The following is a 23102-nucleotide window of genomic DNA, read 5'->3' as shown; positions in this document are numbered from 1 at the left end:
CCCTTAGTCGACCCGGCGCAGGTGCAACTGGTTGCCGATTTTCTTCGCTTCGAACCGCTTCAGCTCGGTCACCAGATCGCTCAGCTTTCTTTTGCCATAGGTCCGGGTGTCGAAATCCGGGTGTTCGGCCGTGATGTACTGCCCAATCTGGCCCAGCGCATACCACTCGTCATCCTGCTCGATCCGGTCCATCGCCTGAAGGATCAGGGGCACTGCCTCGATCGGTGCGACCTTGCCGGACGGCGCACGGCCCGAGTCGGCGGTCTTGGGCTGCACCGGCTCGTCCACGATGTTCTCGATCAGAATGAATCGGTTGCACACGTTGCGCAGCGCCTCGGGTGCCTTCTTCTCGCCGATGCCGATCACGTCCAGCCCGTTCTCGCGCACGCGGTTGGCCAGGGCGGTGAAGTCGGAATCCGAGCTGACGAGGACAAACCCGTCGAACCTGCCGGTATGCAGGATGTCCATCGCGTCGATCACCAGGCCGATGTCGCTGGCGTTCTTGCCGACGGTGTTCGCCGTCTCCTGATGCGCGACGAGGCCCAGGTCTCGCACCGTCTTGGACCAGTTGTTCAGCCGACCCGACGACCAGTCGCCATAGACCCGCCGCAAGGCCGGTTCCCCGAACTTGGTGATCTCTTTCAGGATCGGGTCGGCATATTTCGCCGGGATGTTGTCGGCGTCGATCAGGACTGCGTAAAGCGGGCGGTCGCGGTTGGGCATTGGGCCTCTCCCAGGCGAAGGATACCTTCTCGTCCGTGTCGCAGGGGGGGCGGATTGTCAAACCCGGAACACGGCCCGGAACGGTATCGCGAGGCGCCCGTTGGACCGGGAAGCTTACGATTGGGGATTGATATGCTGCGCATCGTCTTTCTGATCCTGCCGCTTGCCGCCTGTCAGGTTACGGCCCCCCAGGCCACGCCGGATACCTGCGAAGCGGTGGCCGAGCGCGTGTCTGCCCGGATCGGAACCCCCGTGGCAGAGGTCGACGCAACCGGCCCTGAAGGGCGCCGGGTGATCGGCCCGAACGACATGGTGACGATGGACTATGTCGAGGGACGCCTGAACCTGAAGACCGACGCCGACGGCACCCTTACCCGCGCCTATTGCGGGTAGGCTTGCGCGGCGACCTCAGCCCATGTCGGGTTCGGTTGCCTTGAGGGCTTCGTCCTCCGAAAGTCGCGCCCACCAGTCCTGAAGGCCCCCGGCCTCGAGCAATGCATCCCCATGTGGCGTCGTCATGATGTAGAAGACGATTGGTCCAAGGTAGTAATCCGCCAGCGAACAATACGGCCCGGCCAGCCAGGGATCGCTGCCTTTAATCTCGCCCACTAGCCGCATGAACGTCATGGCGGCGTCCAGCGTCTGCTGATGCTGCGCCTCTGACGGGTCGCCAATGAATGACGGCATGATGTGATAGAACGCCGTCCCGACTAGCGCATCATAGCCGTATCCGTGGATCAGCGAGATCACCTCTTGGCAGCGCGTCTTGTCCCAGGCGCCTTCGGGAATGGCCGACGGCCCCTCGCGCGAGGCTTCCAAGTAGGTGACGATCGCGTCCGTCTCGCGGATTCGATGCCCGTCGATGTCGAGGACGGGAACCTTGCCAAAGGGGTGGCGCTTCAGATGCTCTTCGCCCTTGGGCTCCCCCTCCAGCACGTTGACGGGGTTCTGCTCGTACTCCACACCCTTGCGGTGCAGGATGATACGGGCGGTCCGAACGTAGGTGGAGCCGCTGAAGCCATGCAGCACGGTGTCGGCCATGGGAACTCTCCTGTGATCACTGGGTCTAGACGGTAGGCCGCCCCACCCCCCGGACAAGTTCGCCGCGCCCTTCGCTGCAAGGCCTTACGCGAACGCCCCCTGGCAGAACCACCCCGCCGACAGCCCCGCCCCGTGCGCATAGTACAGCCACAGCCGCTCTCCGCTGATGCAGGTGACGCGCCAGTAGTCGCGTACCCCGGTTCGCCATGCCGGATCGTCCAGCCACCACTCGGGCGCGATCCGCTCAGGCCCCTCTGCCGCCACGGCGGACATGTCGCGGTTGCGCCAGCGAAACGCCTCCGGGGGGCGCGGCGTGTCCGGCGCCCCAACGGCTTCGGACGGCCACAGAAGATAGGGTCGCTGCACGGGCAGAGCGGGCCAGTGCTGCGCAGGTTCGGACCAGGCCGCGGCAAGGATTTGCGCCTCCTTCTCGGGGATATGGCTGTCGGCGGGATGGGTGCGGGTGATGCGTTCAAGCCCGATGCGCGCGCCCAGCCGGCCGATCAGATCGTCCATCGGCACTCCCGTCAGCCGCGCCTTTGCATCCTCGGCCGCGTCGGCATGGCCGCGATGCTGACGCTCGAACACAGGTTCGGTCCCGTGGGCCACGATCCGCACCGTGTCGATGCCGAAGCCCGCCTCGATCTCGGAGACTTTCATGGCGATCAGCGACCGCAGCCGCTCAGGCTCGTAAGAGGGGCGCGCCAGCCCGATCTCGGCCTTGCCCATCGTATGATCGGCGCGGTGGCATTCCAGCCGCACCTGCCGCGCCCCGCGCCCCTTTTCTTTCAAGCGCGCACAGAGCACCGGCAGAATCCGGTCGACGGCGGCCATCACGTCTTCTTCCAGACCGATCGGATCAGGCAGGGTCATCCGGACCGCGAAATGTGGATCGGGCCGGGCGGGCGACACGGGCTCGGGCGCGGTGCCCAAGGCCTGGTCCAGACGCTGCACCAGATGCTGTCCGAACCGACGGGCCAGCGCGGCCCGCGGCTGATTGGCCAGATCCTCGATCCGGCGCAACCCCAGCCGCCCCAGCTCGGCCACCGTGGCAGGCTCCAACCGCAGGGCGGCAACGGACAGTGCTGCAAGCGCGGTCCGCGTGCCCCCCGGCGGCGCGATCCGCCCCGCACCCAATGGGAACTGGCCGCGCGCCCCTGCCGGCGCGGCCCCCCCACGTTCCCAATGGCGCCGTTTCACGGCACGCGACCGGGTCGCCGGTGCCTCTTGATCAATGGCATCGCCCGAGCGGCTGGCCACGATCCCCCGCCCCCCATGACGGGCAAGCGCCCAAGCCGCGCCGACAGTATCGGCGATCCCGCTTTGCACGGTCAGCCGCAGGTCGGCGCAATCAAACTCGATCTGCCTCAGAAGCTCGGCCTCACCCCCGAACAGATGCGCACACCCCGTCAAATCCACCATCAAGGCGTCGGGTGGCGCTTCGGCCACCCAAGGACTGAACTTCCCCGCCCACCGCCTGAGCGCCGAAAGAAAGGCGGCCTCGGCCTCGGGCACCTCCCACCGGGTGGTCAGGTCGGGGCACATTGCACGCGCATCCCGAAGCCCTTGCCCCACGGAAAGCCCGGCCCCCTCGGCCCCGGCGTCGAGGCTGACAAGCACTTGCGCCCCGCCCCGGTCAGCAACCAGCGCGAAGGGTCCGCCCAAAGGGGTATCCAGGCGACGTAAAAGGCGTTCCGCGCCAAGGCGTGGAAACCAGAGGGAAAGTATCCGGCGATGCATCATGAGCGTCCCGTGGCAGCAGGATGTTCACGTTAAGTTCTGTCCGGCTAGCGCCGAATCGGGGCTTGAGTCGAGTCCTCCCGGCCGCGGTCGGACCGAAGGATAGGAAGGACAGGAAAATCCCCGATGCCGCAGCCATGTGGGGGCACGAAACCACGGCATCGGAGTAGCACCTTTTGCTATCCGCCGCGTATGCCACATCGTCATGGCAGAAATCGGAAGCGCCAGGGGCAATTCCGCGACAGCCCAACGGTGCTGACATGGCACCTTGCCAAGTGAGCGACACTACCCCACCTTTCAAAGATGACCGTGATGACCCCCACCCCGTTTCCCGGGCGGCCCGATCCCCACGCCCAAGTCGCCTTCGATCGGATGGAACTAAACCTGATCCTGGGTCTGTACGGCCGCGCCGTCGCCGCCGGGGAATGGCGCGACTACGGCATGTCGTTCCTGAAGGATGTGGCCGTCTTTTCCATCTTCCGCCGCACGGCCGAGCATCCGATCTACCGGATCGAGAAACGCCCGAAGCTGCGCAGCCGGCAGGGCCAGTATTCGGTCATCGGCATGGACGGCCAAATCCTCAAACGCGGCAGCGACTTGCGCGCGGTCCTCGGCGTCCTGGACCGCAAGCTGATCCGCGCCATCGAATGATCAGTCCAATCGGCGGCGCGAGGTGACAGGTCCGTCGCCCTGCGCATCGATCCGCGCGATCGCGGCGGCGATGGGCTCGTAATTCACGGCCATGTGGTGGGCGTTGGCGTGGATCAGAACCTCGTCATCCACGGCCATGGCGACGTGGCCTTTCCAGAAATACAGATCGCCCCTTCGCGCCGCCTCGTCCGTCAGGGGACGCCCGAGAACGCCTTCCTGCAGATCGCTGTCCCCCGGGCACGGGATGTGGCAGGCGATGCACGCCGCCTGGATCAGGCCGGAACAGTCGATCCCGTCGATCGAGTTCCCGCCCCAAAGATATGGCACCCCGAAGAACAGCTGCGCGACGCTGGCCGGATCGGTGAACGCCCTGTTCGCGGGCGACAGATGCGGGCGGGGCACATGCAGGCCATCCGCGGTTTCGAAGAAACGGTCCGATCCGGCAACGACCCTAAGCCGGGCCCCGAAGGACAGGCGCATCACGGCCGGCTGTTTCATGTCCGGCGCGGGATACAGATGTGTCGCAGGCACCCCCACGATATGGGTTGCGTCCAGCGGGGCGCCCAGATCGCCCTCGGGGACATAGCCGACATATCCATCCTTGCGGGCCCGCAGGAACGCCATGCCCAGGTGACGCTCGTAGATGTCCACCGCTTCACCGCGCAAGATCTGGCGGTCCCGCGCCCGGGCTTCGGGCGTGGCCCAGAGATCGGCCACGGGGGCCAAGACCGAGGCCGCTTCGGGGGCGACGAACCGCTCGGCCTCGACCCGGCCTGCAAGTTCCCTTGCCGCGACACGGCCATTGGCAGGGGTCAATCGGCGGTCGGTCATGCCATTCCCGCAATCAGTTCAAGCAGCGCCCGTGCACCTTGGCCGACGCCGCCCTTCGGACGCGCCGGGGCCGCGGTCGGATTCCAGCCGTAGATGTCGAAATGGACGTATCGCGGCGAAGGCCTTGCGAACCGCCGCAAGAACAAGGCTGCCGTGATCGAGCCTGCGAATCCACCCGAGGGCGCATTGTCCAGATCTGCGATACCGGGCTCGATCATGGTCTCGTAAGGGTCCCAAAACGGCATCCGCCAAAGCGGGTCGCGCACACGACGTCCGGATGCCATCAACTCGGACGCGACATCGTCGTCATCGACATAGAACGGGGCCAAGTCCGGCCCCACTGCCACTCTCGCCGCGCCGGTCAGAGTCGCCATCGATGCCAAAAGGTCGTGGTCTTCCTCGCAGGCAAGCGCCAACGCATCGGCCAGAACCAGGCGTCCTTCCGCGTCGGTATTGTTGACCTCGACCGTCGGACCGAGGCGCGAAGGCAAGATGTCGCCGGGGCGGAACGCCTCGCCCGAGACGGCATTCTCGACAGCCGGAATGAGAACGCGAAGCTGGATATCAAGGCCTAGCGCCATGATCATGTGTGCCAGACCCAGGACCGTCGCCGCGCCGCCCATGTCCTTCTTCATCAGTCCCATGGATGCGCCGGGCTTGAGGTTCAGGCCGCCCGTATCGAAGCAGACGCCCTTCCCCACAAGCGTGACCCGTGGGCCAGATTGGCCCCACCGCATTTCGATCAGCCGAGGGCCGCGATCAGGACCGGCCGCCTGCCCGACGGCCTGAACCAGGGGGAAGCCTTCGGCGATCTCGGCGCCGCTCCGCACGACGACCTCAGCACCGAAAGCCTTTCCCAATGCCTGCGCAGATGCGGCAAGATCCGCGGGCCCCATGTCCCGGGCCGGCGTATTGATCAGGTCGCGGGTCAACGCCTCTCCGGCCGCGATGGCCTCGATCCGGGCGGCATCGACCCCGTCAGGGGCCACAAGCATGGCCTTCGGTGTCTTGGCTTCGGCAAAACGGTCGAACCTGTAACCCGACAAGAGCCATCCGAGAGCAGCTTCGGCCATCTCTTCGCCGGGAAGGTGGGTGGCGATGCGCCAGATACCGGCGGGCAGCTCGGCTCTGGCCGCCGCTACGGAAAAACGCTGCCTTCCGTTCCGGGCTTTCGCCCCCAGCCCGACGAGAGCCGCGCTTGGCGCACCGTCCGTGCCGGGCAAGACCAGCGTCTGCCCCGCCCGCGCCTCGAACGCTAGGGCCGAGACCCAAATGCGCGTCGCCTCTGTCTGGTTTACCGACCAAGCCTCGAAGTCTTCTGGCCTGAGGACATGGATCGGCCGTGCCCCTTCGGTCTCCGAGGCGAATTTCATAGAGGGTCGGTCCATCCAAAGTGCTCCTCGGGCCAAGTCGGGGTGCCGGCACCCTAGCCCTGGGATCCTTGGCTGCAATCCCTAACCTGGCTGGTTTTGCATCCCCCATACATCCTCGAACAGGCCGTCGCCAAGCCGCATGAGGCGAGCGACATTCGCAGCCAATGCGTTCGGATCATTCTGGTGCAACAGCTTTTCGACCGCACGCGCCACGCGGGCAATCCGATTCAGGCCAAGAACGCTCGCGTCTTCGCCGATCCTGCGGCAGGACAACGCCAGCTGGGCAGCGTCATCATCCTTTGCTGCGGTCTGAACAAGCTGCAGCTGTATCGCAATCTCATCGAGGGCACGTCCCAGCCCCTCCTGCGGGTCACAATCGGTTTCTATCCCGAACAAGCGCCAGGTATCCTGTCGCGCATTCTCATAAAGCCGTATGTCCACTACGCTCATCCAAGTCTCCCTCAATCCCCGGGGTAAGGTGACATACCAGTTCTAAGGGGAAGTTTAGGAGGACACCCCACAGCGATGGAAAATGCCTAGGATCCCAGCTAGATCATTCACATGACCGAAACCAAGGAGGAGCGTATGTCTCCGGCGAAACCGCTGCCGCAATATCTCGTCCAGCGCTATCATGGATGGAGGGCGACGACATTCTCGGAAAACCATAGCTGGTATCGCCGCCTTGCCGAAGAAGGTCAGCGCCCGCGTGCAATGGTTATCTCGTGCTGCGACAGCCGCGTTCACGTGACGTCGATCTTCGGGGCGGAACAGGGCGAGTTCTTCATTCATCGGAACATCGCAAATCTGGTGCCTCCCTACGAACCTGACGGAAACCAGCACGGCACCTCGGCCGCGGTAGAATATGCCGTGACCGCACTGCGCGTCGCCCACATCATCGTCATGGGCCATTCCAAATGCGGTGGCGTTCAGGGCTGCTTCGACATGTGTACCGGAAACGCGCCGGAACTGAACGAGAAGACCAGTTTCGTCGGCCGCTGGATGGACTTGCTTTTGCCGGGATTCGAGCGGCTGGATCCGGCTGCCGACGACGCATCACGCGTCTCCCAGCTTGAGCTCGAGGCGGTTCGAACTTCCCTCGACAATCTCATGTCTTTTCCTTTCGTCAAAGACGCCGTCGAAAAAGACCGGCTTTCCCTGCACGGATTGCACAATGATATTGCGGAAGGAAGCCTGCGAATGCTGGACCCCAAGACCGACGAGTTCGTGGCAGTCTGACCTAGATTCGAGGTCCGGGCACGATCAGATCCGCAAAGACGTTTCTTTCCCGACGCCGCGAGACTTCCAGGGCAACCCGACGGCCTTTTCGAGCCTTGGTCAGCATATCGGACATCAATTCACCTCACAGGTTAAGGACTTTTCCTTATCCCGAACTGTACGGCAGCGTCGCCCGCGCACGCACGCTTTAAACGCGGGCAATTTTTCTCAGCTTTGCGCAAAACCCAAACCTTACCGCCGATCGAACAGGCACACCTTTAGCTCTAAGCGCGTCAGAGACGTCCGTTTCGGGAGGTTTGCGGCTCGGATAAATATACTCTGGGTGCCAAGGCAAATACTCCGCCCAACTTTTGGGGAGGGAACGTCCACCGACCCGGGGACGTGCAGTGACCCCTCAGGTCCCCTCCTGCCGGGAGACGATTTGCCATTGCGTCAACAGGCATGCTTCAGGACCTGCTGAAGCTGTGCGTCGGACCGCGGGTGAATATCCGCGAAGACATTGTCCTCGATCCGGCGCACTGCGCTCAGAGCGATACGGCGACCTTCGCGGGCTTTGATCATGAGTTCAGACATCGGAGGACCTTTTCGTTATGAGGCTCCCCCGATTAGTCTTGGTTAATTGTGACCAGTTTCGGTCCGGTTCGTGAAATCCTTGGTATTTGACGCGATTGTTGCGCGCCTCATCCCTTCTTAAGGACTTCACGACCCAAAAGCTCGGCGATCTGGACGGCGTTCAGGGCGGCGCCCTTCCGCAGATTGTCGCTGACGCACCAGAAGGACAGCCCGTTCTCGACCGTCGAGTCCTGGCGCAGACGCGAGATGAAGGTGGCGAAGTCGCCGACGCATTCAATCGGCGTCACGTAGCCACCATCCTCGCGCTTGTCGACGACCATGATCCCCGGCGCCTCGCGCAGGATGTCCCGCGCCTCGTCTTCGTCGAGGAACTCCTCGAATTCGACATTCACCGATTCCGAATGACCCACAAAAACCGGCACCCGGACACAGGTGGCCTGCACCTTGATCGCGGTGTCGATGATCTTCTTGGTTTCGGCGACCATCTTCCATTCTTCCTTGGTCGAACCGTCATCCATGAAGACGTCGATATGGGGAATGACGTTGAACGCGATCTGCTTCTGGAACTTCTTGGCCGGAACGTCGTGTGTCGGGTTGTAGATCGACTTGGTCTGGTCCCACAGCTCGTCCATGCCCTCCTTCCCTGCGCCGGACACGGATTGATAGGTCGACACCACGACGCGCTTGATCTTCGCGCGGTCGTGCAGGGGCTTCAGCGCAACGACCATCTGAGCGGTCGAACAGTTGGGATTGGCGATGATGTTTTTCTTGGAATACCCGTGGATCGCCTGGGGATTACACTCCGGCACGATCAGTGGAACATCCGGATCATAACGATACAGCGACGAATTGTCGATTACCACGCACCCGGCCTTGGCCGCCTTCGGGGCATAGATCTTTGTCGCATCCGACCCGATGGCGAACAGCGCCATGTCGAAACCGGTGAAATCGAACGTATCAAGGTCCTTCGTTTTCAGGGTCCGGTCACCATAGCTGACTTCGGTGCCCAGCGACTTTCGGCTGGCCAGCGCAACGACCTCGTCCGCGGGGAAACCGCGCTCGGCCAGGATGTTCAGCATTTCGCGACCCACATTCCCCGTGGCACCCGCGATGGCGATCTTGTAGCCCATGAAGATCCTCCTTCTTGAAGACTCGGCCTCTTACCTTAACAATCAGGGACGTGAAAGAGGACGGCGGCGATCTATGTAGCCGTTCCGAACACCGCCTGAAGGAGCGACCACATGTACATCATCGTTCTCATTATCCTGATCGCCTTGCTTGCCCTCGCCTGCTGGAACTATCTCCAGACGCGCTGACTCCTGACGCGGCCCTCGGCTAAGCTGGGGGCCGCAAGGGGCGACGTCCGTCTTCGTGCAAAGTGAAGACCCCGTCCTCGTCGAAAACGGCGGGCACCAGCGGATTCCCGAAACCCGCCCCACCGTCCAGATTGACGCGATTGCCGTGGTGCTGAGGGAAATCGAGAGCGGTGTGTCCGTGGACTACAAGCCACGGGTGCGTCTTAGTACTGTCCAGCCACCCGTCCCGGATCCAGATCAGATCGTCTTCGACCTGATCCTTCAGGTCGATTCCGGGCCGTAGTCCAGCGTGAACGAACAAATACTGTCCATCCTCGATATACAAAGGCAGGTCCGCCAGGAACTGCTTGTGGGCTTCTGGCACAAGGACCCGGGCTTCCTGCGCAAGTTCGAGATCGGAAAGGCTGCGGCCATCCACGTCGTAGGAGGCCAGCGTCTCGCGACCGCCGTTCCGGGAATGAAGGAACATGGGCGCACCGCCCAACCCGTAGCTCTCCAAGGTTTTCGGCCCACCCAGGCGCCGGTTCATCCAGCTCAGGCCTGACTTGATGTTCCTATCATGCTGTTCCCCGCTCAGCAGGAAATTCATGAACATCCGGTCGTGATTGCCGCGAACGAAGCGCCACGGCTTGCCGGCATCGCGCCCCGCGATCAACCGGTCCAGCACGCCCTTGCTGTCCGACCCGCGATCCGTGTAATCGCCAAGGAACACGATCCGGGCCTCGGGCCCGCCGTCTTGCTCGATAAGCCCAATGGCACGGTCGAGTTGACCCGACTGCCCGTGAATGTCGCCGATTGAATATATGGTCATGCGTCGCGACCTAACTCAGCCTGCGATCTCGTCCATGATAGCTTGAGCAGCAGCGTGGGGATCCACCGCTTGCCAAATTGGCCGTCCGACGACGATGTGATCCGCCCCGGCATCCAGCGCGGCCCGTGGGGTCGACACGCGCTTCTGATCGTCCTGCAGCGCGCCTTTCGGCCGGACGCCGGGGGTCACGATCAAACGGTCCGAAGAACTTCCTAAGGCCCGGATCGCGGCTGCCTCGTGCGGGGACGCGATCACGCCATCGGCGCCAGCTTCGAATGCACGTCCGGCCCTTTCCTGCACAAGGTCGGTCACGTCCCCCTGACGCATGAGGGACGCGTCCAGATCGTCACGGTCCAGCGAGGTCAGGATCGTCACCGCGAGAATACGCGTCTCGCTGCCCGCGGCCCCTTCCATTGCGGCGCGAACCACGTGCGGATCCCCGTGGACGGTCAGAAAATCGATGCCGAACCGCGTCAGACCGCGAACCGCAGCTTCAACGGTGGCGCCGATATCGAAGAGTTTCATGTCCAGGAAGATGCGCTTGTCGTGATCGTCCTTAAGCTCACGCGCCAGCGCAAGCCCGCCGCCCGTCAGCATCCCAAGCCCGATCTTGTAGAACCCGACGGCATCACCGATCCGCTGCGCCAGGTTCAGTCCACTCAGCGCGTCGCCTGTATCCAGGGCCACGATCAATCTGTCGTCTGCCATATTCGGACACTCCTTGAACTCTGGACGCCCTTTGCCCGATCTGCGGCAAAGCGGCAAGATGGGGAACAACGCGGCCCGCGACCCCGTTTCCGCCCCAAAGGAAATCAAGGAGAGATCTCATGGCCAATTCTTCGAAGGGGGCGGGAAATCCTCTTCTTCCGATCGGTATTATAGCCGTCGTCGTTGTGGCGATCATTGTCGGAGTCTTCAGTCTTGGGGATGAGACCCCGCCGGATGAGCCGACCATCATCGCCGAGGACGACATCGAGGGCGAGCCTGCCGGTGCCGGAACGATGCCCGAAGGTGAGGCCGATGAGGTCGAGGAAGGCATCACCGAACAGGTGGATGACGTAACGCCCGCTGCCGAAGGCGTGGACACTGTTCCCGCGGCAGACCGCGTCGATACCAGCGGATCGGATATCGAGGGTGAAACCAACGTCGACGAACGTCTGGCCGATACGGCGAACGACGACGCTGCGGGAGTCGAGAGTGAAGGCGACAGCGGAACCGTGGGCGCGACGTCGACCGGCGAAGTCGGCTCTGGCGGTGCGGATGGGGAGCTCGGCGACGAGGGTGCAGCCGATAACCCGACTACCGAAGACCAATCGGCAACCGAAGAATTCCTGCTGGACGAAGAGACGATCGGTGCCGACAATACCGACAACGTCGACACCCAAGCCTCGACCGAGGGCGCAGAAGACCTGCCCGAGGGTCGCGACGCTCAGGTGAACCTCGACCCCGAACCAGATCAGGATGTTGTCCGCGATACCGATGATGGCGGCGCGGCGTTCATCCCGACCCCGTCGGGACCCGAAGGACGCGACGACGAGACGATCGCCCAATAATATTGACAACAAAACGCCCCGGAAATTCCGGGGCGTTTTTCGTATTCCAGATGCCAAGTATCAGGCGACGCGGTCGACCGGCGCCTTGGCATCCTGCTCCAGGAAATAAGCCGCCATGGCGGCTGCATCGGCGACGAGGCGTTCCCGCAGGGACGCGGTGCCACGTGAAGGCACGTTCGTGCGCAGACGGACGGCGCGTTTCGCTTCACCCTTGCGCTTGACGTCTAATACCACGGTTGCCTCGATCCGTCCGAAATCGCGGTCGCGGTGAACGGAATCGATCTTGGCATCGAGTACGATCATGCCGGCGCGGGCGGACACGACGTTAGTGGAATTACCTGCCATGGGTCTGTTCCTTTGCTGCTCTGGGGTGCGCCCCATTTTCACAACAGCGCGCGATGCTGTGGATAAGTTCCTTGTCAACCATCTCACGCCCGCGTGAGTCGCAATCTTGATCGGGTGTGGCTGCCTCCCCATCTATGCCCCGGAGGCCCCGAAGAACCGTGCCGACGCGGGCGGTTGCGTGGGGTGCTTGTGATAGGAGAAGACAGAAATGAACCTTGAAAAGTTCACTGAACGGTCGCGCGGCTTCATCGAAGCGGCTCAGACCATCGCCCTGCGAGAGAATCATCAACGTCTCGTACCCGAACACCTGCTGAAAGCCCTGCTCGACGACGACCAGGGGTTGGCGTCGAACCTGATTTCCAAGGCCGGTGGCGCGCCCCAACGCGTGGCCGAGCAGATCGACCTGTCCTTGGGCAAGCTGCCCAAGGTGTCGGGCGATGCAGGTCAAGTCTACCTCGACCAGACGACGGCCCGCGTTCTGGACGAGGCTGAGAAGCTTGCGAAGAAGGCCGGCGACAGCTTCGTGCCGGTCGAACGCATCCTGACCGCGCTGTCGATGGTGAAGTCCAAGGCGAAGGACGCGCTGGACGCCGGTGCGGTGAACGCGCAGGCCCTGAACGCCGCGATCAACGATATCCGGAAGGGTCGCACTGCGGACTCGGCCAGCGCCGAGGAAGGGTACGAGGCGCTGAAGAAGTATTCTATCGACCTGACCCAGCGCGCCCGCGAGGGCAAGATCGACCCGATCATCGGGCGCGATGACGAGATCCGACGGACCATGCAGGTCCTGTCGCGTCGCACCAAAAACAACCCCGTGCTGATCGGCGAACCCGGCGTCGGCAAGACCGCCATCGCCGAAGGCTTGGCCCTGCGCATCATCGACGGCGACGTGCCCGAATCACTGCGCAACAAGCGGCTGCTGGCGCTGGACATGGGGGCCCTGATCGCCGGCGCGAAATATCGCGGCGAGTTCGAGGAGCGCCTGAAGTCCATTCTGAAGGAGGTCGAGGCCGCCGCAGGCGAGGTTCTGCTGTTCATCGACGAGATGCACACGCTGGTCGGAGCCGGGAAGGCGGACGGGGCAATGGATGCCTCGAACCTGCTGAAGCCTGCCTTGGCACGGGGTGAGCTGCACTGCGTTGGCGCGACCACCCTCGACGAGTATCGCAAGCATGTGGAGAAGGACGCGGCGCTGGCCCGCCGCTTCCAGCCCCTGCTGGTCGAGGAGCCGACCGTCGAGGACACGGTGTCGATCCTGCGCGGCATCAAGGAGAAGTACGAACTGCACCACGGCGTGCGGATCAGCGACTCGGCCCTTGTCTCGGCGGCGCAGCTTTCGCACCGCTACATCACGGACCGGTTCCTGCCCGACAAGGCCATCGACCTGGTGGACGAGGCCGCCAGCCGCCTGCGCATGGAAGTCGATTCCAAGCCCGAGGAGCTGGACGCCATCGACCGGCAGCTGTTGCAGATGCAGATCGAACAGGAAGCATTGCGCAAGGAAGACGACCAGGCCTCGAAGGACCGGCTTGAGAAGCTCGAGCGTGAGCTGGCCAACCTGCAGGAACGTGCGGACGAGATGACCGCCAAATGGCAGTCCGAGCGTGACAAGCTCAACACCTCTCGCGGGCTGAAAGAGCAGCTCGACCGCGCGCGCGCGGAACTCGACATTGCCAAGCGCGAGGGCAACCTGGCCCGGGCGGGCGAGCTGTCCTACGGGATCATCCCGCAGCTGGAGCGTGAGCTGGGCGAGGCCGAAGAGCACGAGGACGACCTCATGGTCGAGGAAGCCGTCCGCCCAGAGCAGATCGCCAGCGTCGTCGAACGCTGGACCGGAATCCCGATGTCCAAGATGCTGGAGGGCGAGCGCGACAAGCTGTTGCGGATGGAGGAAGAGCTGGGCCGCCGCGTGGTGGGGCAGAAAACCGCGGTCACGGCTGTGGCCAACGCCGTCCGGCGCGCCCGCGCGGGTCTGAACGACGAGAACCGCCCCCTGGGCTCGTTCCTGTTCCTGGGCCCCACCGGCGTCGGCAAGACAGAGCTGACCAAGGCCGTCGCGGAATACTTGTTCGACGACGATCAGGCCATGGTCCGGATCGACATGTCCGAGTTCATGGAAAAGCACTCGGTCGCCCGCCTTATCGGCGCCCCCCCGGGATACGTCGGATATGATGAAGGTGGCGTCCTGACCGAAGCCGTGCGCCGGCGTCCGTATCAGGTGATCCTGTTCGACGAGGTCGAGAAGGCCCACCCCGACGTATTCAACGTCCTGTTGCAGGTTCTCGATGACGGGATGCTGACGGATGGCCAGGGCCGGACGGTCGACTTCAAGCAGACGCTGATCGTCCTAACCTCGAACCTTGGATCGCAGGCCCTTAGCCAGATGCCCGAGGGGGCCGACAGTGCCGCTGCCAAGCGCGACGTCATGGATGCGGTTCGGGCGCATTTCCGGCCCGAGTTCCTGAACCGCCTGGATGAAACGGTCATCTTCGACCGCCTTGGCCGCGAGGACATGACGGGCATCGTCGACATCCAGCTTCACCGGCTGGAACGGCGCCTGGCACAGCGCAAGATCACGTTGGATCTTTCGGACGCGGCGCGGAAGTGGCTGGCCGATGAAGGATACGACCCTGTCTTCGGCGCGCGCCCTCTGAAGCGGGTCATCCAGCGCGCCCTGCAGGACCAGTTGGCCGAGATGATACTGGCCGGCGATATAGCGGACGGGCAGACGGTGACGGTCGATGCGGGCGCGGACGGCTTGCTTGTCGGCGACAGGGTCGCGGCGTCAAACCGGCAACCGCCGGCAAACACCGTGGTGCATTGATCGCCTGCAGGGAACGAAAGGCCCCGCCGCGCGTGACACGTTCAGCCTAGCGGGGAGATCAATACTGGGACCCGGCGTGCCTCGCGCGCCGGGTCTTTTCGTCTTTGGACGTCAAAGATGGTCCACATGTCCGGACGCCGCCCGGTTTCCCGGGCCGCCGACGGCGCTAACGCTGCATTGCAGCAAACGCAAACCGGGCATTCGAAGCTGTGTGTTCTCACCGACCTCGAAAGGGGCCATCTGCAGTGCTGAAACACAGACACACGCATTGAAGGACATCACCATGGCCACTTTGAGCAACATCCGCTTCGACACTGGATTTCTGGGCCGTCTTCGCGCCGAGCTGGCAACCCGTCGCGCCCAGCGCCAGGAATACAACCGCGTTCACGCCGAGCTCGACGGGCTGAGCAACCGCGACCTTCTGGATATCGGCATCAGCCGTGGCCAGATCGACGACATAGCGCGTCAGGCCGCCGGATACTGACGCCTAGGCCCGGCCGCCTTCCGCTGAAAGAAGAATGGGGTTGATCCCCAGCGCCTCGATGGCGGCGATCCACTTTCCCGAGTGGTCGCCAGAAAACACCAGATCGGGCTCGGCATCGGCAATCAGCCACCCGTTCTGGGCGATCTCTTCTTCCAGCTGTCCCGGCCCCCACCCGGCATAGCCAAGCGCGACGATTGACTTGTCGGGCCCGGCCCCGTTGGCCATGGCCTGCAAGATATCCAAGGTGGCCGTCATCCCCATTTGGTCGTCGATACTCAGCGTCGTGTCGTCCTGGCGATAATCCGACGAGTGCAGCACGAAACCCCGCGAATTTTCGACCGGCCCGCCGAAGAAGATCGGCCCGTTCGCCGCGATTTCCCCTTCGATGGACAACTGCTCCAGCAAGTGGCCCAAGTCGATCGACGGCGCTGGCTTGTTAATGATCAGCCCCATTCCCCCGTCTGAACCATGTGCCACGAGGACCACCACGCTTTTCTCGAAGCGGGTATCGCCCATACCGGGCATGGCGATCAGCAGTTTTCCGGTCAGGTCTTTGAGGGTGGTCTCATCTGTCATGCCCCAGAACATGGCGTTGCCTGCGCGCCGCGCAACCCCGCCTACCCCCGCATATCCCGGTCTTGTGACTTCCGTAGGCTTACGTCGGGCCGTTAAGGAAGGCGTATGCGCCAGACCCTTGCCCTGATCGCGCTGCTTTGCAGCGCAACCGCAGCCCTGTCCCAGCAGGGTGTCGACGATCTTCGTTTACTGCCCGGCTGGAGGATGGAGAACGGCCGCCACATGGCCGCGCTGGAAATCCGGCTGGATCCCGGCTGGAAAACCTATTGGCGCCACCCCGGCGATGCGGGCATTCCGCCGACATTCGATTGGTCCGGGTCGGAGAACGTAGAAGCCGTTCGGATTCATTGGCCCGCGCCCGAGGTCTTCTGGCAAAGCGGTATGCGGTCGGTCGGCTACCGGGACGGGGTCGTTCTTCCGATCGAGATCACGCCCCGCCACACGGGCAGGCCGGTCGACCTGAAACTGGCCATAGACATGGGGGTATGCGACGATATCTGCGTTCCGGTCAGCGCCCGATCCGAAATCGCGTTATCGGCCAATCACGTCCGCCCGGATGCGAGGATTCGTTTTGCCCTTGCGAACCGGCCCCTTACGGGGTCGGAGGCAGAGCTTTCTGGTGTGGCCTGCGACATCCGCCTGACCCCGAAAGGCGCCGAACTGACAGCGACCTTGTCCATGCCGTCCCTCGGTGAGGGGGAGGATGTCGTTTTCGAATCTGGCGATCCGAACCTTAGGTTGTCCGATACCTACGCACGTCGGGAGGGGGCAAAGCTGCTCGCCTCCGTGTCGATCGCGCCTCCGCGTGGGCAGCCCTTGATGGTCGACCGGAGCGCACTTCGCATGACCGTCGTCGGATCCCGCGGCGCTGCCGAGATCGTCGGCTGCGACTGAACGTCAGAGCATCCGGATCACGTCCTTGTCTATCGCAAGCACGTAACCGCGGCGCGCGATCGTTCGGACCAGAAGCTCGCTGACCAACTGGTTGCCCAGCGCGTCGCGCAGACGTTTGATCCGCGTCGCGCCTGCCGCTTCGTCGCAGTCCGACAGGCTTCGCCCGGACACCATCGCCTCGATCTGGGCGCCGGACAGGATATCCTCGTCCATGCGCGCTTCGGCCAGAACGCTCAGCGTCTCGATGGCCGCCTCGGTCAGCCTGAACTCCATGTTGTTGAGGTAGACAGATCGCTCGTCCCGGCTGATCAACAGCGACGAGACCTGGATCCCGGATCTCTCGATTTCGCCCATGCGCCGATAGAGTGTCACCATGATGATCAGAAAAACCAAAGCCGCCACCAGAAGGGCCACCGCGAACACGAGAAGGACGAACAGAACGACCCGGTAACTGGCCAACACTTCCGAAAACGCGGTCCCCGATTGCGCGAGGATTTCAAGAAGGCCAACGGATTCAGGATCGGTCAGGCCGCTGTTCTCGATGAAGATACGCTCGACCCGCTCGTTGAACGCGTTCGCATCGGGCAATGTCACCAACAGTAAGGTCGCCGTCACGCCGAGGATACCCACGATCGCGACGACGCCCCAACCGATCAACCGCGCAATGCCCTTCGAACTTTCAGTAACGGAGGAAATACGCGCCAGCATCCGATCGCCTCTCTTCCGCTTCGGCCTCGGACAAGTCGTCCATGACTGTCAGCAAAGTCCATCCATCCCCGGCAATCCGGTCCGAGATCGCCGGCGCCGGGTCGGCGCAGTCCGCATCGTCCAGACGGATCACGCCGTAGTGCAACTGCAAGGGATCGTCCTTTTTGGCCTTATAGTCCACCAGGCAATCCGCTTGGGCCGGACCTGCGATCAGCACGACCAAAACGGACATCAGGGTTGCATCGCGTATCATGACATGAGGTTCCAGGCGAAAGAGGCGTCTCGCATGTGGGGGTTCAGATGCTTGTCATTCAATGACATAGGCGCGCGGTGCCCGGTGTCATCCCATGACAGGCCCCTGTCATTGCCTGTCTGGGCCGTACGACCCCATCTTCGGTCCAAGCCAACGAGGGCCGCATCAGGGCCCTAGTGATGGACCCGAATGACGGGGGGACCGAAATGAAACGCACTTTGATGGCCGCAAGCCTTGGGCTGACCCTAGCCGTCGCGCCCATGGCGTCGCTGCCTGCTCAAGCCCTGGACCGCGATCAAGTGGCCGGCTTGATTGCGGGGATCGCGATACTGGGTCTTGCCGGGTCGGCCTTGTCCGACGGGCAAGGCGGACGTGTCACAAGTCAAGTCGTGCGACGGTCGACCCCCGATTACCGGGTACAACGGCCCCCAGTCCGACACACGTTGCCGGCCCGTTGCCTTCGATCCTTCGAACGCCGCCAACGGGCGCTGCACGTTTTCGGCCAACGCTGCCTGCAGAAATCAGGCGTGAACCTTCGACATCTGCCGCGCGCCTGCGCCACCGAAATCCGGGTAGGCGGGCGCTACCGCCCTGCCTACGAGGCACGGTGCTTGCGGCACAACGGATGGAGGATGGCGCAGCACCGCTGAGTGCGGCCACCTCTTGGCGGCCTGTCCTGTTCTGAAACCGCACATCTCGGGCGACGGGTCGCACAAGTCGGGCGAGGGTCTACGGGCCCTCGCCCATTTTTGTATTGCAGGTTCCGCCCTGGATCGGCGATGCCCGCCCCTATGCCCGATCTGTCTCTAGAATCCCGCCTGCACGCTCAAGGCGCCCGTGTCGTTGCGGGCGTCGACGAGGTTGGCCGCGGCCCTCTGGCCGGCCCGGTGGTCGCCGCCGCGGTCGTCCTGTTCCCCTGCACGGTTCCCGTGGGCCTGGACGACAGCAAGAAGCTGGACGCACCGACCCGGCAACGCCTAGCCGACGAAGTCCAGCTTTGCGCGCATATCGGGATCGGCGAAGCCAGCGTCGAAGAGATCGACGCCATCAACATCCTTCAGGCGACGTTCCTTGCGATGTGCCGGGCCGTCGATGCGTTGTCGGTCAGACCCGACGCGCTTCTGATCGACGGCAATCGCCTGCCGGCGAATCTGCCATGCCGGGCCGAGGCTGTCGTCAAAGGAGACGCTCGTTCCGTGTCGATCTCGGCGGCTTCAATTGTGGCGAAAAACAGGCGAGATTTAGGCATGTTGACCCTTGCGCAACAATACCCCGGATACGGCTGGGAAACGAACATGGGCTACGGCACGCGCGAGCACCTGCTGGGACTGAAAAGACACGGCGCCACCCCAATCCATAGACGCTCTTTCCGACCCGTCCACGACATCTTGTTTCAAGGAAATTTTGACGTCGGCCAGGTCAAATAGTTTTTGAAAGGCGGAATACCCCCCTCCATCCTGCCCACACAATAAGCGGCCCACCCAAAAAAAACCGGGTCGCAACCTGAGGCAGTTGAATGACAAAGAGTGGTGCAGAGGTGGCAAAGCTGCCTCTCAACGAAATCGTGCGCGGCGATTGTATCGACGTGATGAACGCCCTTCCCGAGGCGTCTGTCGATCTGATCTTCGCGGATCCTCCCTATAACCTGCAGCTTGGCGGCACCCTGCATCGCCCGGACAATTCGCGCGTCGACGCGGTCGACGACGACTGGGACCAGTTCGCCAGTTTCGAGGCCTACGACTCGTTCACCAAAGCCTGGCTTGCGGCCGCGCGGCGGATCCTTAAGCCCAACGGGGCGATCTGGGTCATCGGATCGTACCACAACATCTTCCGCGTCGGCGCAGCGCTGCAGGACGAAGGGTTCTGGATCCTGAACGACGTGGTGTGGCGCAAGACCAACCCAATGCCCAATTTCAAGGGCAAGCGGATGACCAACGCGCACGAGACGATGATCTGGGCGGGCCGTGACCGGAGCGCGAAGCCCACCTTCAACTATGACGCACTTAAGGCCCTGAACGAGGGCACCCAGATGCGCTCGGACTGGACGCTGCCGATCTGTTCGGGGCACGAGCGACTGAAGACCGAGGAAGGGGGCAAGGCCCACCCCACGCAAAAGCCGCAATCGCTGCTGCATCGCGTTCTGGTGGGATCGACCAACCCGGGCGACGTGGTTCTCGACCCGTTCTTCGGAACCGGCACGACCGGCGCCGTAGCAAAGATGCTGGGGCGGGATTTCATCGGAATCGAACGGGACGAAGGCTATATCAAGGTCGCGAAAAAGCGCCTTTCGATGATCCGCAGCTACGAGAAAGCGGCCCTGGAAGTCACCACCAGCAAGCGCGCCGAACCGCGTGTGCCGTTCGGGCAACTGGTCGAACGCGGCCTGCTGCGTCCGGGCGAAACGCTGGTCAATCCCAAGGGCGAAGTCGCGAAGATCCGCGCTGATGGGACGCTCGCAACCAAGACGCTCAAAGGGTCGATCCACCAGGTTGGCGCGGCCTTGGACGGGGCGCCGTCCTGCAACGGATGGACGTATTGGAGCTTCGTCCGCGACGGCCAGCGCGTCGTCATCGATTCACTCAGACAACAGATCCGCTCCGAAATGAGCTGATCCCACCGGTTACCGCCAGTGCCGATCGTGCGCGCCCCCGCATCAGCGGGGGTGCCGGTCGGCACGACTTGACCCTGCCATCCCTCGGGATGCGCAGGGTCCTTTTTTGTCCGGCCGAACATTGACGTGCAGACATGAAAAAAGGGTGCGCCCAGAGGCCACCCTTCCCTCAGTCCTGCAGCAGGCGTCAGCTGTTGACGCTGTCTTTCAGCGCCTTGGCGATCGTCATCTTGACGACCTTGTCCGCGTCTTTCTTCATCTGTTCGCCGGTCGCCGGATTGCGGACCATACGCTCGGGCCGTTCGCGGCAGTAGATCTTGCCGACCCCGGGAAGGGTGACCGCGCCGCCGCCGGAAACTTCCTCGGTGATGATGTCGGTAATCGCATCCAGCGCCTCGCCGGCCTCTTTCTTCTGGGTGCCCATCTTGTCGGCCAGTGCGGCGACGAGCTGCGTCTTGGTCATCGGCTTTTGCGCCATGTCATCATTCTCCCTTGTGTCGTCACATACGAAACAGTGGTCGGACTAAACGCGATAGGGCTGCTCAACACAACCGATTGATGAGCAGAAGGCCCGTGAAACAAGGGGAATGAGCGGTTTACCACCCGTCAAAGGAAGGCAGTTTCCTCGAATGAGCGCAACTTTCGGGAATGGATCCGTTCCAGTGGCATCTCTCGGATCGCTTCCATGGCGCGGACGCCGATCAGCAAATGCCGGGCGACCTGGGTGCGATAGAAGTCGGTCGCCATGCCAGGCAACTTCAGCTCGCCGTGCAACGGCTTGTCCGAAACGCACAGAAGCGTTCCATACGGCACCCGGAACCGGAACCCATTCGCCGCGATCGTGGCGCTTTCCATATCGAGCGCCACCGCACGAGACTGGCTGAGCCGTTGGACCGGCCCGGAATGGTCCCGAAGCTCCCAATTGCGGTTGTCGATGGTCGCGACCGTTCCCGTGCGCATGATCCGCTTGAGCTCGTAGCCCTCCAGCTCGGCGACGGCTTCGACGGCCTCTTCCAGGGCGATCTGGATCTCGGCCAGAGCCGGGATCGGAACCCAGACCGGCAGATCGGCGTCCAGCACGTGATCTTCGCGCAGATAGGCATGGGCCAGGACGAAGTCCCCCAGACGCTGCGAATTGCGCAGGCCGGCACAGTGCCCGACCATCAACCAGGCATGGGGTCGAAGCACCGCGATATGGTCCGTCGCCGTCTTCGCGTTTGACGGCCCCACACCGATATTGACCAGCGTGATCCCCTGCCCGCCTTCCCGCGTCAGGTGATAGGTCGGCATCTGCGGCATCTTCGGAACCGGTTCCAGAACGGCATCCGGGTCCGTGATGACTTGATTTCCAGGCCCAACAAACGCGGTATAGCCGCTGTCCGGATCGGCCAATGCCTCGCGCGCGTAGGCCTCGAACTCATCCACGTAGAACTGATAGTTGGTGAACAAGACGTGGTTCTGGAAGTGATTGGCGTCCGTGGCGGTATAGTGGCTGAGTCGGGCCAACGAATAGTCGATGCGCTGCGCGGTAAACGGGGCCAGGGGGCGCGATCCGTCGTCAAACACGAACCCCTCTCCATTGACGATCGCATCGTGAGTCACCGTCAGGTCGGGGGTGTCGAAGATGTCCCGCAGGGTGAAATTCATCGCCCCGTCCTGCGGAACGGTCAGCCCAGCGGTGTTCGCGACCGCGAAATGAAGCGGCATGGGCGTGTCCGACACGCCAATATGAATCGCGACGCCCTGGTTCTTGAGAAGAAGATCGATCTGCTGAATCAGATAATTCTCGAAAAGGTCGGGACGAGTGATTGTCGTCGAGTACCGCCCCGGCTGTGCAACATGGCCGAACGACAAGCGACTGTCGGCCGAGGTATAGCTTGTCGTGGTCAGCCGGATCTCGGGGTAAAACGCCCTGTAGCGGACATGCGGTGCATCGCCTTTCAGGGACGCCATGAACCGGTCCGTCAGAAAGGCGACGGAGGCCGAGTACAATTCTTGCAAGCGGGCGACGGCGGGGGCAGCCTCGGTAAATGCTTCGGGGCCCGGGAGATCCGGTGTTTCGATCGGCAGAGTCTCGGTCATCGGCCACTCCTTTTCACAGGCAACTACCGGCAACGCCGCCCAGATCACAAGCGTCCCGAAACGTTTTGCCCCGGAACCCGCTACGGACAGCCGCGGTTTCACGCTAGCAATGAAGGACATTCCCGATCTCGTCCACTTTCCCGAGGTATCCAGGTGTCACCCGCAATCGGGGCCGGTCGGGGCTGCTTGTACACCTCGCCCGACGGCACCTGTATCGCCCACCGGGCTGAGCGTGTGCGTCTTGATGCGCTGGCCGTGCGGCGGGCCTTTGCGGACGCTTGGATCTGCCCTGTCCGGTCGGCAATCTTCAGGCCACGGGCCGCAATGCCGGGGACCGCAAGCAGTATCAATATCATCCGGACTGGACGAAGTTTCGCGCGCGCAAGTAGTTCGCTTAACTGCCGTCCTTCGGCGACCATCTCCCGCGGATCAAGCGAACCCTGCACGATCGGCGGTTGGCGCACGCCCTGCATCAGC

General features: G+C 63.1%; 25 protein-coding genes. 9 read left to right on the top strand and 16 right to left on the bottom strand.

The annotated features are described in order from the left end of the window. Positions 1–3: 3 nt before the first annotated feature. Complete coding sequence (locus PAA8504_RS05505) at positions 4–723, bottom strand: NYN domain-containing protein (RefSeq protein WP_108893156.1); 720 nt, start codon at positions 721–723, stop codon at positions 4–6. Positions 724–855: 132 nt separating this feature from the next. Here PAA8504_RS05505 and PAA8504_RS05500 point away from each other — a divergent pair, with 132 nt between their 5' ends. Beyond that, on the top strand, positions 856–1116 hold the full coding sequence (locus PAA8504_RS05500; protein WP_108893155.1) for an I78 family peptidase inhibitor: 261 nt from the start codon (positions 856–858) through the stop codon (positions 1114–1116). Between the two features lie 15 nt (positions 1117–1131). On the opposite strand, the gene PAA8504_RS05495 is transcribed toward PAA8504_RS05500, so the two are convergent. Together PAA8504_RS05495 and PAA8504_RS05490 are read right to left on the bottom strand one after the other, a co-directional pair. Further along, complete coding sequence (locus PAA8504_RS05495; RefSeq protein WP_108893154.1) at positions 1132–1764, bottom strand: glutathione S-transferase family protein; 633 nt, start codon at positions 1762–1764, stop codon at positions 1132–1134. An 84-nt stretch (positions 1765–1848) separates the two neighbouring features. After that, a complete protein-coding gene (locus PAA8504_RS05490; protein WP_108893153.1) occupies positions 1849–3507 on the bottom strand; it encodes a Y-family DNA polymerase in 1659 nt (552 codons plus the stop codon). Between the two features lie 300 nt (positions 3508–3807). Here PAA8504_RS05490 and PAA8504_RS05485 point away from each other — a divergent pair, with 300 nt between their 5' ends. Further along, positions 3808–4155, top strand: a complete 348-nt coding sequence (locus PAA8504_RS05485; RefSeq protein WP_108893152.1) for a DUF2794 domain-containing protein — start codon at positions 3808–3810, stop codon at positions 4153–4155. Here PAA8504_RS05485 and PAA8504_RS05480 read toward each other — a convergent pair whose 3' ends face one another. From PAA8504_RS05480 to PAA8504_RS05470, 3 genes are all read right to left on the bottom strand, one after another. After that, a complete protein-coding gene (locus PAA8504_RS05480; protein ID WP_108893151.1) occupies positions 4156–4986 on the bottom strand; it encodes a C40 family peptidase in 831 nt (276 codons plus the stop codon). Further along, a complete protein-coding gene (locus PAA8504_RS05475) occupies positions 4983–6374 on the bottom strand; it encodes a leucyl aminopeptidase family protein (RefSeq protein ID WP_108893150.1) in 1392 nt (463 codons plus the stop codon). The genes PAA8504_RS05480 and PAA8504_RS05475 overlap by 4 nt, the downstream gene beginning before the upstream one ends. Positions 6375–6440: 66 nt before the next feature. Beyond that, positions 6441–6809 carry a hypothetical protein gene (locus PAA8504_RS05470; protein WP_108893149.1) on the bottom strand — a complete coding sequence of 123 codons (369 nt, stop codon included), beginning with the start codon at positions 6807–6809 and terminating at the stop codon, positions 6441–6443. A 135-nt stretch (positions 6810–6944) separates the two neighbouring features. Here PAA8504_RS05470 and PAA8504_RS05465 point away from each other — a divergent pair, with 135 nt between their 5' ends. Further along, positions 6945–7595 (top strand): carbonic anhydrase, encoded by a 651-nt coding sequence (locus PAA8504_RS05465; RefSeq protein WP_108893148.1) that lies wholly within the window; start codon positions 6945–6947, stop codon positions 7593–7595. Positions 7596–8027: 432 nt separating this feature from the next. Here the strand turns inward: PAA8504_RS05465 and PAA8504_RS21995 are convergent, their stop codons facing one another. The 4 genes from PAA8504_RS21995 to pyrF form a co-directional block, all read right to left on the bottom strand. Further along, entirely contained in the window at positions 8028–8168 is a 141-nt protein-coding gene (locus PAA8504_RS21995; protein WP_181375704.1) for a hypothetical protein, read from the bottom strand. A gap of 107 nt (positions 8169–8275) precedes the next feature. Beyond that, the gene (locus tag PAA8504_RS05460; protein ID WP_108893147.1) at positions 8276–9298 is read right to left on the bottom strand and encodes an aspartate-semialdehyde dehydrogenase; all 1023 of its coding nucleotides are present in this window, start codon (positions 9296–9298) and stop codon (positions 8276–8278) included. 205 nt (positions 9299–9503) lie between these two features. Then, complete coding sequence (locus tag PAA8504_RS05455; protein WP_108893146.1) at positions 9504–10295, bottom strand: metallophosphoesterase; 792 nt, start codon at positions 10293–10295, stop codon at positions 9504–9506. Positions 10296–10310: 15 nt separating this feature from the next. After that, positions 10311–11003 (bottom strand): orotidine-5'-phosphate decarboxylase, encoded by a 693-nt coding sequence (pyrF, locus tag PAA8504_RS05450; RefSeq protein WP_108893145.1) that lies wholly within the window; start codon positions 11001–11003, stop codon positions 10311–10313. A gap of 119 nt (positions 11004–11122) precedes the next feature. On the opposite strand from pyrF, the gene PAA8504_RS05445 reads away from it, so the two are divergent. Further along, positions 11123–11848: a hypothetical protein gene (locus PAA8504_RS05445; RefSeq protein ID WP_108893144.1), complete on the top strand. Its 726-nt coding sequence runs from the start codon at positions 11123–11125 to the stop codon at positions 11846–11848. Positions 11849–11908: 60 nt separating this feature from the next. On the opposite strand, the gene PAA8504_RS05440 is transcribed toward PAA8504_RS05445, so the two are convergent. Continuing rightward, positions 11909–12193 (bottom strand): hypothetical protein, encoded by a 285-nt coding sequence (locus PAA8504_RS05440; protein WP_108893143.1) that lies wholly within the window; start codon positions 12191–12193, stop codon positions 11909–11911. 208 nt (positions 12194–12401) lie between these two features. Here PAA8504_RS05440 and clpB point away from each other — a divergent pair, with 208 nt between their 5' ends. Beyond that, complete coding sequence (clpB, locus tag PAA8504_RS05435) at positions 12402–15017, top strand: ATP-dependent chaperone ClpB (RefSeq protein WP_108893142.1); 2616 nt, start codon at positions 12402–12404, stop codon at positions 15015–15017. A 283-nt stretch (positions 15018–15300) separates the two neighbouring features. Continuing rightward, a complete protein-coding gene (locus PAA8504_RS05430) occupies positions 15301–15501 on the top strand; it encodes a DUF1127 domain-containing protein (protein ID WP_108893141.1) in 201 nt (66 codons plus the stop codon). Between the two features lie 3 nt (positions 15502–15504). Here PAA8504_RS05430 and PAA8504_RS05425 read toward each other — a convergent pair whose 3' ends face one another. After that, on the bottom strand, positions 15505–16077 hold the full coding sequence (locus tag PAA8504_RS05425) for a YqgE/AlgH family protein (protein ID WP_108893511.1): 573 nt from the start codon (positions 16075–16077) through the stop codon (positions 15505–15507). A gap of 105 nt (positions 16078–16182) precedes the next feature. Between PAA8504_RS05425 and PAA8504_RS05420 the strand changes: the two genes are divergently transcribed. Beyond that, positions 16183–16971 carry a protein-disulfide reductase DsbD domain-containing protein gene (locus tag PAA8504_RS05420; protein ID WP_108893140.1) on the top strand — a complete coding sequence of 263 codons (789 nt, stop codon included), beginning with the start codon at positions 16183–16185 and terminating at the stop codon, positions 16969–16971. Positions 16972–16974: 3 nt separating this feature from the next. Here PAA8504_RS05420 and PAA8504_RS05415 read toward each other — a convergent pair whose 3' ends face one another. Beyond that, positions 16975–17679 (bottom strand): winged helix-turn-helix domain-containing protein, encoded by a 705-nt coding sequence (locus PAA8504_RS05415; RefSeq protein ID WP_108893139.1) that lies wholly within the window; start codon positions 17677–17679, stop codon positions 16975–16977. Beyond that, positions 17651–17932 (bottom strand): hypothetical protein, encoded by a 282-nt coding sequence (locus tag PAA8504_RS05410; protein WP_108893138.1) that lies wholly within the window; start codon positions 17930–17932, stop codon positions 17651–17653. The genes PAA8504_RS05415 and PAA8504_RS05410 overlap by 29 nt, the downstream gene beginning before the upstream one ends. Before the next feature lie 779 nt (positions 17933–18711). Here PAA8504_RS05410 and rnhB point away from each other — a divergent pair. Together rnhB and PAA8504_RS05395 are read left to right on the top strand one after the other, a co-directional pair. After that, positions 18712–19359 carry a ribonuclease HII gene (rnhB, locus tag PAA8504_RS05400; RefSeq protein WP_245897527.1) on the top strand — a complete coding sequence of 216 codons (648 nt, stop codon included), beginning with the start codon at positions 18712–18714 and terminating at the stop codon, positions 19357–19359. 89 nt (positions 19360–19448) lie between these two features. After that, on the top strand, positions 19449–20543 hold the full coding sequence (locus PAA8504_RS05395; protein ID WP_108893135.1) for a site-specific DNA-methyltransferase: 1095 nt from the start codon (positions 19449–19451) through the stop codon (positions 20541–20543). A gap of 187 nt (positions 20544–20730) precedes the next feature. On the opposite strand, the gene PAA8504_RS05390 is transcribed toward PAA8504_RS05395, so the two are convergent. Further along, entirely contained in the window at positions 20731–21021 is a 291-nt protein-coding gene (locus tag PAA8504_RS05390) for an HU family DNA-binding protein (RefSeq protein ID WP_108893134.1), read from the bottom strand. A 128-nt stretch (positions 21022–21149) separates the two neighbouring features. Beyond that, positions 21150–22625, bottom strand: a complete 1476-nt coding sequence (locus PAA8504_RS05385) for an AMP nucleosidase (protein ID WP_108893133.1) — start codon at positions 22623–22625, stop codon at positions 21150–21152. Positions 22626–23102 lie beyond the last annotated feature (477 nt).

Origin of the sequence: Palleronia abyssalis, assembly GCF_900302445.1 — a bacterium.
GTDB classification, from domain to species: domain Bacteria; phylum Pseudomonadota; class Alphaproteobacteria; order Rhodobacterales; family Rhodobacteraceae; genus Palleronia; species Palleronia abyssalis.
The sequence above is the reverse complement of the archived record's forward strand: the minus strand, read 5'-3'. Positions and strand labels throughout refer to the sequence as shown.

What these genes read in the sequence shown, in the direction of transcription:
- PAA8504_RS05475 (WP_108893150.1), bottom strand. Translation starts at nt 6,374, where the DNA reads ATGGACCGACCCTCTATGAAATTCGCCTCGGAGACCGAAGGGGCACGG.
- PAA8504_RS05485 (WP_108893152.1), top strand. Translation starts at nt 3,808, where the DNA reads ATGACCGTGATGACCCCCACCCCGTTTCCCGGGCGGCCCGATCCCCAC.
- PAA8504_RS05470 (WP_108893149.1), bottom strand. Translation starts at nt 6,809, where the DNA reads ATGAGCGTAGTGGACATACGGCTTTATGAGAATGCGCGACAGGATACC.
- PAA8504_RS21995 (WP_181375704.1), bottom strand. Translation starts at nt 8,168, where the DNA reads ATGTCTGAACTCATGATCAAAGCCCGCGAAGGTCGCCGTATCGCTCTG.
- rnhB (WP_245897527.1), top strand. Translation starts at nt 18,712, where the DNA reads ATGCCCGCCCCTATGCCCGATCTGTCTCTAGAATCCCGCCTGCACGCT.
- PAA8504_RS05465 (WP_108893148.1), top strand. Translation starts at nt 6,945, where the DNA reads ATGTCTCCGGCGAAACCGCTGCCGCAATATCTCGTCCAGCGCTATCAT.
- PAA8504_RS05440 (WP_108893143.1), bottom strand. Translation starts at nt 12,193, where the DNA reads ATGGCAGGTAATTCCACTAACGTCGTGTCCGCCCGCGCCGGCATGATC.
- PAA8504_RS05505 (WP_108893156.1), bottom strand. Translation starts at nt 723, where the DNA reads ATGCCCAACCGCGACCGCCCGCTTTACGCAGTCCTGATCGACGCCGAC.
- pyrF (WP_108893145.1), bottom strand. Translation starts at nt 11,003, where the DNA reads ATGGCAGACGACAGATTGATCGTGGCCCTGGATACAGGCGACGCGCTG.
- PAA8504_RS05420 (WP_108893140.1), top strand. Translation starts at nt 16,183, where the DNA reads ATGCGCCAGACCCTTGCCCTGATCGCGCTGCTTTGCAGCGCAACCGCA.
- PAA8504_RS05395 (WP_108893135.1), top strand. Translation starts at nt 19,449, where the DNA reads ATGACAAAGAGTGGTGCAGAGGTGGCAAAGCTGCCTCTCAACGAAATC.
- PAA8504_RS05430 (WP_108893141.1), top strand. Translation starts at nt 15,301, where the DNA reads ATGGCCACTTTGAGCAACATCCGCTTCGACACTGGATTTCTGGGCCGT.
- PAA8504_RS05500 (WP_108893155.1), top strand. Translation starts at nt 856, where the DNA reads ATGCTGCGCATCGTCTTTCTGATCCTGCCGCTTGCCGCCTGTCAGGTT.
- PAA8504_RS05490 (WP_108893153.1), bottom strand. Translation starts at nt 3,507, where the DNA reads ATGATGCATCGCCGGATACTTTCCCTCTGGTTTCCACGCCTTGGCGCG.
- PAA8504_RS05480 (WP_108893151.1), bottom strand. Translation starts at nt 4,986, where the DNA reads ATGACCGACCGCCGATTGACCCCTGCCAATGGCCGTGTCGCGGCAAGG.
- PAA8504_RS05385 (WP_108893133.1), bottom strand. Translation starts at nt 22,625, where the DNA reads ATGACCGAGACTCTGCCGATCGAAACACCGGATCTCCCGGGCCCCGAA.
- PAA8504_RS05460 (WP_108893147.1), bottom strand. Translation starts at nt 9,298, where the DNA reads ATGGGCTACAAGATCGCCATCGCGGGTGCCACGGGGAATGTGGGTCGC.
- clpB (WP_108893142.1), top strand. Translation starts at nt 12,402, where the DNA reads ATGAACCTTGAAAAGTTCACTGAACGGTCGCGCGGCTTCATCGAAGCG.
- PAA8504_RS05455 (WP_108893146.1), bottom strand. Translation starts at nt 10,295, where the DNA reads ATGACCATATATTCAATCGGCGACATTCACGGGCAGTCGGGTCAACTC.
- PAA8504_RS05410 (WP_108893138.1), bottom strand. Translation starts at nt 17,932, where the DNA reads ATGATACGCGATGCAACCCTGATGTCCGTTTTGGTCGTGCTGATCGCA.
- PAA8504_RS05425 (WP_108893511.1), bottom strand. Translation starts at nt 16,077, where the DNA reads ATGACAGATGAGACCACCCTCAAAGACCTGACCGGAAAACTGCTGATC.
- PAA8504_RS05495 (WP_108893154.1), bottom strand. Translation starts at nt 1,764, where the DNA reads ATGGCCGACACCGTGCTGCATGGCTTCAGCGGCTCCACCTACGTTCGG.
- PAA8504_RS05390 (WP_108893134.1), bottom strand. Translation starts at nt 21,021, where the DNA reads ATGGCGCAAAAGCCGATGACCAAGACGCAGCTCGTCGCCGCACTGGCC.
- PAA8504_RS05445 (WP_108893144.1), top strand. Translation starts at nt 11,123, where the DNA reads ATGGCCAATTCTTCGAAGGGGGCGGGAAATCCTCTTCTTCCGATCGGT.
- PAA8504_RS05415 (WP_108893139.1), bottom strand. Translation starts at nt 17,679, where the DNA reads ATGCTGGCGCGTATTTCCTCCGTTACTGAAAGTTCGAAGGGCATTGCG.